Source organism: Catenibacterium sp. (genome assembly GCF_052354645.1).
Lineage (GTDB): Bacteria > Bacillota_I > Bacilli_A > Erysipelotrichales > Coprobacillaceae > Catenibacterium > Catenibacterium mitsuoka_A.
In genome coordinates this window covers 1-7,896 of the sequence record NZ_DAWDDM010000079.1, presented here as the reverse complement: position 1 = coordinate 7,896, position 7,896 = coordinate 1, and the positions used below count along the sequence as shown (strand labels likewise).

The following is a 7,896-nucleotide window of genomic DNA, read 5'->3' as shown; positions in this document are numbered from 1 at the left end:
CAGTATTCAGACTTCTGAGAGAAAAGAACGTCTGCTTTACCGTGCTATGGACAGGTCAAGACGTGAAACTAATCCGCAGAATTATAATGATGATGGTACTGTTAAAAAAGGTTGTAAGACATGGAGATATTCTAATCATTATAAGAAGCTGAAAACAAAGCACTCCGAATTATGTCGCATCAATGCCATAAACAGACAGCTTGCAATAAATGAAGACGCTAACCATTTAAGAAGTCTTGGAGATATATTTTTCACTGAACCTAAAAATGCAGGCAAACTTATGAGACGAGCTAAAGAAACTACGGTCAATAGCAAAGGCAAGTTTAATAGGAAAAAGCGTTTTGGCAGGTCTATAAAGAATAGATGCCCTTCTGGGTTTCAAGCTACTGTAGAACAGAAATTCAAGGTATCAGGTGGTATATATATTGAAGTATCTAATGATTACAGAGCAAGTCAATATGATCATACTGTTGATGACTATATTAAAAAGAAACTATCTGACCGAATATATAAGCTGCAAGATGGTACAGAGGTACAAAGAGACTGGTATTCATCATTCCTATTATATTGTTACGATTACAGAACCAAAGATATAGATAAAAACAAATGTATTTCTGAATTTTATAAGTGTTACAGCAAAGAAAAAGCCCTAATCGAATGGATTAAGGTTAACGAGATCAAGGTATTAAATAGCGGAATTAAGATAGCGTAAAATATATTCAGGGAGATTGACTATACTTCCTTACGAAAGTAGAAATTTACCGTTAATGTGGTCACTGGACTGCTTGGTAATGAAAGTTCTGATTCAAATAGATTTACACTTGTAACTCCAAAGTCTGAAAATGATGTACGATTACAAGCTACACTTGGCAATCAGAACCCCACGGGCTTGCCCGTGGGAGTAGTCAGGTGATTATCATGTACATACTATCTATAGTGATGATTCTGTTTATGAAATGGAAGAAGTTGTAAAGGATGGCATTAAAAGAGATGTGGATGATCCTCTTGGTCCTGTATATCTCAATGGACAACCCATAACCAATGTTGATTATCCTAAGTATTATAAGGAATATCTGTATGTAAAAGAAAAGTATAAAGATAAAATTACACTAAAGCTAGGATTAGAATTTGGTATCCAGGTACATACAATTAACCAATATGAAGCATTATTTAAAGCTTATCCCTTTGATTTTATTATCCTTTCTATTCATCAGGTAGATGATTTAGAATTCTGGACAGGAGATTATCAAAAAGGGAGAACAGAAGAAGAATATTATACACGATACTACCAGGAATTATATGATGTAGTAAAGAACTATAAGAATTATAGTGTTCTAGGTCATATGGATCTCATGAAGCGTTATGATGATCATGATGGCTATGATAGCTTTAATAAGCATAAGGATATCATTACTGATATTCTAAAAATCGTCATCAAAGATGGCAAGGGAATTGAAATCAATACATCATCAGTACGCTATAAACTAGATGATTTAATGCCTTCTAAAGATATACTTAAACTTTATTTAGAACTTGGTGGTACTATTATCACAATAGGGAGTGATAGTCATCAAGAAGATCATTTAGGTGCCTATATAGAAGATACTAAAAAGCAGTTAAAAGCATTAGGGTTTAAACAGTACTGTACATATAATAAAATGATTCCTGAGTTTCATAATTTGTGATATTTAAATTATATTGAACAATACACATTTTTTCATTTTTTTGTGTAAATAATGTGTATTTTTATGTAAAAAAGCACTTGCAATACATCTCTTGGCATGTTATTATACATGAGCAGTCAAGAGAGATGTCTACGTAGCTCAGCTGGATAGAGCACACGCCTTCTAAGCGTGCGGTCATGGGTTCGAATCCCCTCGTGGACGCCATCTGAAAATCACCTCGGTTAATCCGAGGTTTTTTTATATTAAAAAAATATTTAAAGCGCCTATAAATAGGCATTATGAGCAAATACTTCAACGCATTATATTTCTAAATCCTTTATAATCATAGATGTAGAAAGGTTTTGGTGATAAATATGAATAAAAATAATTACTCTTTATATCGTTTAATGAATATCTATATGAATGATTCTCTTGCAGGAATCCGTTTCTTCTATAATATCAAATGGCCCCAAGGATTTGCTTGTGAAGAATGTGGTAGTTCTCATTATATTTATGATGAGGAAAATAGATGTTTCATCTGTGCTCATTGCGGACATAAAGAAGATTTACTGGCACATACTGTTTTATCAGAATGTCTTGATAATCCTAATTCTCTTGTCTTAGGACTTTATCTATGTCTTACAAGCAAGCGTAGAGTGACTCAGAAAGAACTTGCCCAGCTTGTAACTATTCCTACTAAAAGTGCTGCAATACTTATCAAGAATACAGAAATGATTGATGAATGTAATATCCAGGAGGATATTATTAAGAAGATGTTTGAAGTAACTGAAAATCCCTTATTAAAAAATGTATCTTATAGTAATAAGAATGACTCAAATCGTGCTATAATACCAACGAAAGCAGGGTGATTTGTATGACAGAAACAACAGGTTCAATTATTAATATAGTGAATACTGGTCAGGTGATTACATTGACTGTAAAGTATATAGTTGATCATCACGTTTATTCATTTAAAGAAGAAGCTGTATTAAAGCCAGCAAGACAATTACTATTATTTAAGTCTAAAAGAAAAGTACCTGTGTTAGGTACTTTAAGAGTAGGACAGGAAGTCACTGTCTATTATGATGAAAAACATCCAAGTACTGCTTATCTTAAAGATAATGCGAGATAGAATGTTTATAAGTTTCTAGGAAAATGATAAAGGATAGAAAGCATAGCCATTCAAACAAGCCTGTAATATCTGCAAGAAAGTATAATACAGTCGTTAACATAAGACATAATGATATCAATAGCTGCAGGAGCTTATAGGCTAAGTAAGTATGAGTTTGATGTAAATCATAGAGAAACATTGCAAGAGTAATGACTATGAATACAATTCCAATAAAACCTATATAAGTATGACATTCTGAAAAGAAGTCATGACTTGATCTTTTAAAAGGCATAAAAAGACTTATAAGAAGACATAGACCTGATATATGGACAAGTGCTTTACGTTTTGTGATTTGGTATAACTGATACCAGTAATAGATTAAAAACACAAAGAAGAAACACTGCATTGGATAATGATATTGTGGCATGCTCATAACTCCAGATAAATTATTATGTATTAAACTGAGTCTGGATGCAAAATATGCCAATATTGTAAGAAAAATGATATGTACCATAAAAACCTCCTGCTTCATTATAACCGCTTCTATTTGAGAAGAATAGAAAGATATGCTAAAATATATTAAATGTGATAGGTTGAACATATTGAAAGGAGTATTATGAAACACAATAATGTTAAAATCATGCCTCTAGGTGGACAAGCCGAAGTAGGCAAGAGTATGTACAGTATAGAAGTAAACGGAAAGATTTTCATCATAGATGCAGGTTATCGTTTTCCGGATTTAGATAAGCTTGGTGTTGATATCATCATTCCAAGTTTTGATTATTTAATTGAAAGAAAGAAGGATATTGTCGCCATCATTATCACTCATGGACATAATGATGTTATGGCGGCATTACCTTATTTATTAAATGCTATTCAGGGTGTTCCTGTATATGCGCCTAATTTAACTGCAGACCTCATTGAAATGATGATTGATCATTATCAAAGACATCAGAAAAAAAATCTTCATATGGAACTCATTCGTGTAAAACGTGATGAATCTATTAAGATTGCTGGTATTCCAGTAGAATTCTTCCCTGAAACACATTCTATTCCTGGAAGTGTTGGTGTAGCCATCTGGACTCCTGATGGATATGTTGTATATGGTGGAGAGTTCATTATTGACTTTGGTTCTCCTGAAGGATTTAGATGTAATATCCAGAAGATGATGGAAATTGGGAAGAAGGGCGTTCTTGCCTTAATGGTTGAATCATCAGGTGCAAGTAATCCTGGTTATACTTCTCCAAATCATAAGCTTACAAATAAGATTGAATCTATGTTTGAAGATGCATCTGGTAGAATTATTATTTCTTCTTATGCCCAAAACGTCTTTAGAACAAAAGAAATTGTAGAACTTACTAAGAAATATCATCGTCAGATTGTCTTCTATGGTCGTGATAAGTATGATCAGACAAATAGCATTATTCGTTTAGAAAAGACAACACGTGAACCAGTTATTACTGTGCCAAGTAAATATCTAGGTAAGAAAGAAAATATAGGTATTCCAGCAAAGGATTCTAACTATGTTATTTTATTAAGTGGTGCACCTAATACAATCTATAATGATATTTGTGATATTTTAGATGGTGGGGATGAACTATTAAAAATCAGAGAAGGGGACACATTTATTGTTGCTTCTCCAGTACTTCCAGGTACTGAAAAAATTGCGAATAAAGCACAGAATGATTTATTTAGAACTCCTGCTGATGTTCATATTCTTAAAAATAAAGAATTACCATCAATGCATGCTTCTATCGAAGATATCAAAGTATTTATTCAGTTATTTAATCCTAAGTACTATGTTCCAATCAAAGGTGAATATCGTCGTTTTGTAGCTAATGCACATATTGCTAATGAAATGGGCATTGATAATGATCATATCGTAATATTAGATAATGGTGAAAAGTGTACTTTTGAAAATGGACAGTTAGATGAAAATCGTGAAGTCATTGAAATCGAAGATGTCATGATTGATGGTATTGGTGTAGGTGATGTTGGAGAAAAGGTTATTGATGACCGTATCCAGTTATCTAATGACGGAATTGTAGTAGTAGGTGTCACTATTGATTCACGTACTAAAGAATTCATTGCCCAGACAGACTGTCAGACACGTGGATTTGTTTATTTAAAAGATTCTGGTTATGTCATTAAAGAAATTATTAATATCTGTGAGGGTGTTGTTTCTAAGTTAAAGGATGATCCTCAAATGGATGTTCAAGATATACGTAATGAGATGAAAGAATTATCTATGCGTTATATTATGAAAGAAACAGGTAAGAAACCTGTATTCATTGGTGTTGTAGTAGAAATATAAGCAGGATTTATTCCTGCTTTTTAAAACTACGAAAGGAAGTGAAAACATGGCTGAAAAGAAAACAAAGAAACCTAAAAAAGCACCTGTATCCAAACAGCCAAAAAAACAAGAAGAACCTAAATCTAACAAGATCAAAGTAAGACTCATCGCCTTATTCTTATTGTTTATATTCTTTATTAGTATATGTCAATTAGGAATAGTAGGGGGATTCTTCCATACACTCATGGTTTATATTTTTGGTAGTATGATGATTTATCCAATTCTTATTATACTCTCTATTATATCTGCTTATTTTGTAATAAAGGGAGAAGCACCTCAATGGAAAGGACCACAAGCTATAGGGCTTGTTATGATGATTATTGGTATCTTACTTATTTGTACGTATGCAGGTAATATGCATTCTACAGGTAGTATGAATAACTATATAAAACATGATGGTGTTACAAACGGTGGTTTGATAGGTTCATTATTATATGCACCACTAAGTGCTTTATTTTCTCCTATTGGAACGCTTATTTTTGGTATTATCTTACTACTAGCTGGTCTTGCATTATTCTCTAGTAAGTATATTCATCAATATAAGATCAAGCAGAATGAAAAAGAAGCACAGGATGCAGTAAAAGTATTTGAAAACAAGAAAGAAACATCTAAAGTAAAGGATTTCTTTGCACCTAAGCAAAAAGAAAAGGGATTCTTCCCTGATAAAGTATTTGAAGAGAAAGAACCTTTAAAGGAACCTGATATAGATCTTACTTTTAATCAAAAGAGTATGCGTTTAGATATTGAAAAGAAGAAACCTAAAAAGATGGAATACAAGGATGGTGTTTATCAGCTTCCTTCATTTGATTTATTAAATCCTATTCGTAATACAGGTAACTTATCAGAAGAAGCCAAACATGCTAAAAGTACAGGAAAGATTCTTGAAAACATGTTTGAAGAATTTGGTGTCAATGCGAATGTAGTCCATCTCTATATTGGACCTACAGTTACTAAATTTGAAATTAAGCTAGAAGCAGGTACACGAGTTAATCGTATCTTGCAGTTGCAGGATGATATTCAGCTTGCATTAGCTGCCAAAGAAATTAGAATTGAAGCGCCTATTCCAGGTAAACCTTATGTAGGTATTGAAGTGCCTAATAAGACAGCCGCTATGGTCCCATTTAATGAAGTTTATCAGCTTTCTATGCGTGATCATACATGGGATAACAAGTTAGCTGTTCCACTAGGTAAAGATGTATCTGGTAATCTTATTGTCGCAGAACTCAATAAGATGCCTCATTTACTTATTGCAGGGGCGACTGGTTCAGGTAAATCAGTCTGTGTGAACTCTATTATTACTTCTATTCTTATGAAAGCAACACCAGATGAGGTAAGACTTATTCTGGTTGACCCTAAGAAGGTTGAATTATCTAACTATAATGGCGTACCTCATTTATTATCTCCTGTTGTCACTGATCCTAAAAAAGCAGCAGGTGTATTACAGCAGGTTGTTGCAGAAATGGAAAGACGTTATGAAGTCTTTGCTGATAATGGACAGCGTAATATGGAATCCTATAATATTTATGCAAGAACGTTCAATGAAAAGGCTAATGATGAAGATAAAAAAGAAATCATGCCTTATCATGTTGTTATCTTAGATGAAGTTGCTGATTTAATGATGGTCGCTTCTAAAACAGTAGAAGACTGTATTATGCGTATTTCACAGATGGCACGTGCGGCAGGTATTCATCTTATTGTCGCAACACAAAGACCATCTACTGATATTATTACTGGTGTTATCAAAGCTAATATTCCATCACGTATTGCCTTTGCAGTATCTTCAAGTGTTGACTCACGTACTATATTAGATGCAACAGGGGCTGAAAAACTACTTGGAAAAGGGGATATGCTCTTTAGTCCAATGGGTTCTAGCTCACCAGTACGTGTACAAGGTGCATTTGTGGCAGATGAAGAAGTAAGTCGTGTTGTAGAGTTTGTTTCTAAACAGATGGATGCAAATTATGATGATAATTATGTCAATGCGAAAGAAGTATCAAATGGCAGCTCTTCAGTCAATGATTCTTTAGATGATACAGAAGAAGAATATGAAGAATGCCGTGAATTTGTCATTAAAGAACAACGTGCAAGTACTTCTTTATTACAAAGAAGATTCAGAATTGGCTACAATAAAGCAGCTCGTATCATGGATCAGTTAGAACAAAATGGTGTTATTGGCCCACAGATAGGTTCTAAACCAAGAGAAGTTTATATTCGAGGTTATAGTGAAGAAGATATTTAAGATATCTTCTTTTTTGATTATTTAAGCGTTAACACTTTATAAAGTAGCAATAAAGTGTTAAAATTAATGTATATCAAAAGGAGGAATTGAATAATATGAAAAAGCTTATGGCATCTGCTGTAGTACTTTCAATGGTACTCGTTGGCTGCGGTTCTAGTTCTAAAAAGGACACAAAAAAACCAGAAATCGCTTTGATTACTGACTCAGGAGGAATTAACGATAAGTCGTTCAACCAGTCAGCATGGGAAGCAGTAAAAGAGTATGGAACTAAAAATGATAAGGGTTATAAGTATTATAAACCTGCTTCATTCGATACTGCTGGTTATAAGGATCAGATCAAGAACGCTGTTGACAATGGTGCAAAAGTCGTTGTTTTACCAGGTTTCAAATTTGCTGCTGCATTAGGTACAATCCAGAATCAAGAAAAATACAAGGGTGTTAAGTTCGTTGCGATCGACTTCACACCTACTGATGAAAAAGATAACGCTGTAGATGTTGCAGATAATGTTTACTGCGCAACTTATAAAGA

Annotated in this window: 5 protein-coding genes, 1 tRNA gene and 2 pseudogenes; all 8 read left to right on the top strand. The window is 33.4% G+C overall.

The window, feature by feature from the left end; all coding sequences use genetic code 11:
* Window positions 1-712, top strand: a pseudogene (locus tag ACT8VG_RS05055) (hypothetical protein); the annotation flags it as partial.
* A 199-nt stretch (window positions 713-911) separates the two neighbouring features.
* Window positions 912-1,685: pseudogene (locus tag ACT8VG_RS05050) on the top strand (histidinol-phosphatase HisJ family protein); the annotation flags it as partial.
* Between the two features lie 127 nt (window positions 1,686-1,812).
* Window positions 1,813-1,889, top strand: a tRNA-Arg gene (locus ACT8VG_RS05045).
* Window positions 1,890-2,038: 149 nt separating this feature from the next.
* Complete coding sequence (locus tag ACT8VG_RS05040) at window positions 2,039-2,533, top strand: hypothetical protein (RefSeq protein ID WP_117457998.1); 495 nt, start codon at window positions 2,039-2,041, stop codon at window positions 2,531-2,533.
* Between the two features lie 5 nt (window positions 2,534-2,538).
* A complete protein-coding gene (locus ACT8VG_RS05035; protein ID WP_117457999.1) occupies window positions 2,539-2,796 on the top strand; it encodes a DUF3592 domain-containing protein in 258 nt (85 codons plus the stop codon).
* A gap of 595 nt (window positions 2,797-3,391) precedes the next feature.
* Window positions 3,392-5,089: a ribonuclease J gene (locus tag ACT8VG_RS05030; protein ID WP_444195328.1), complete on the top strand. Its 1,698-nt coding sequence runs from the start codon at window positions 3,392-3,394 to the stop codon at window positions 5,087-5,089.
* A 46-nt stretch (window positions 5,090-5,135) separates the two neighbouring features.
* Complete coding sequence (locus tag ACT8VG_RS05025; RefSeq protein ID WP_432269360.1) at window positions 5,136-7,367, top strand: DNA translocase FtsK; 2,232 nt, start codon at window positions 5,136-5,138, stop codon at window positions 7,365-7,367.
* 95 nt (window positions 7,368-7,462) lie between these two features.
* The coding region (locus tag ACT8VG_RS05020; protein ID WP_444195327.1) for a BMP family ABC transporter substrate-binding protein at window positions 7,463-7,896 on the top strand (434 nt) is incomplete at its 3' end.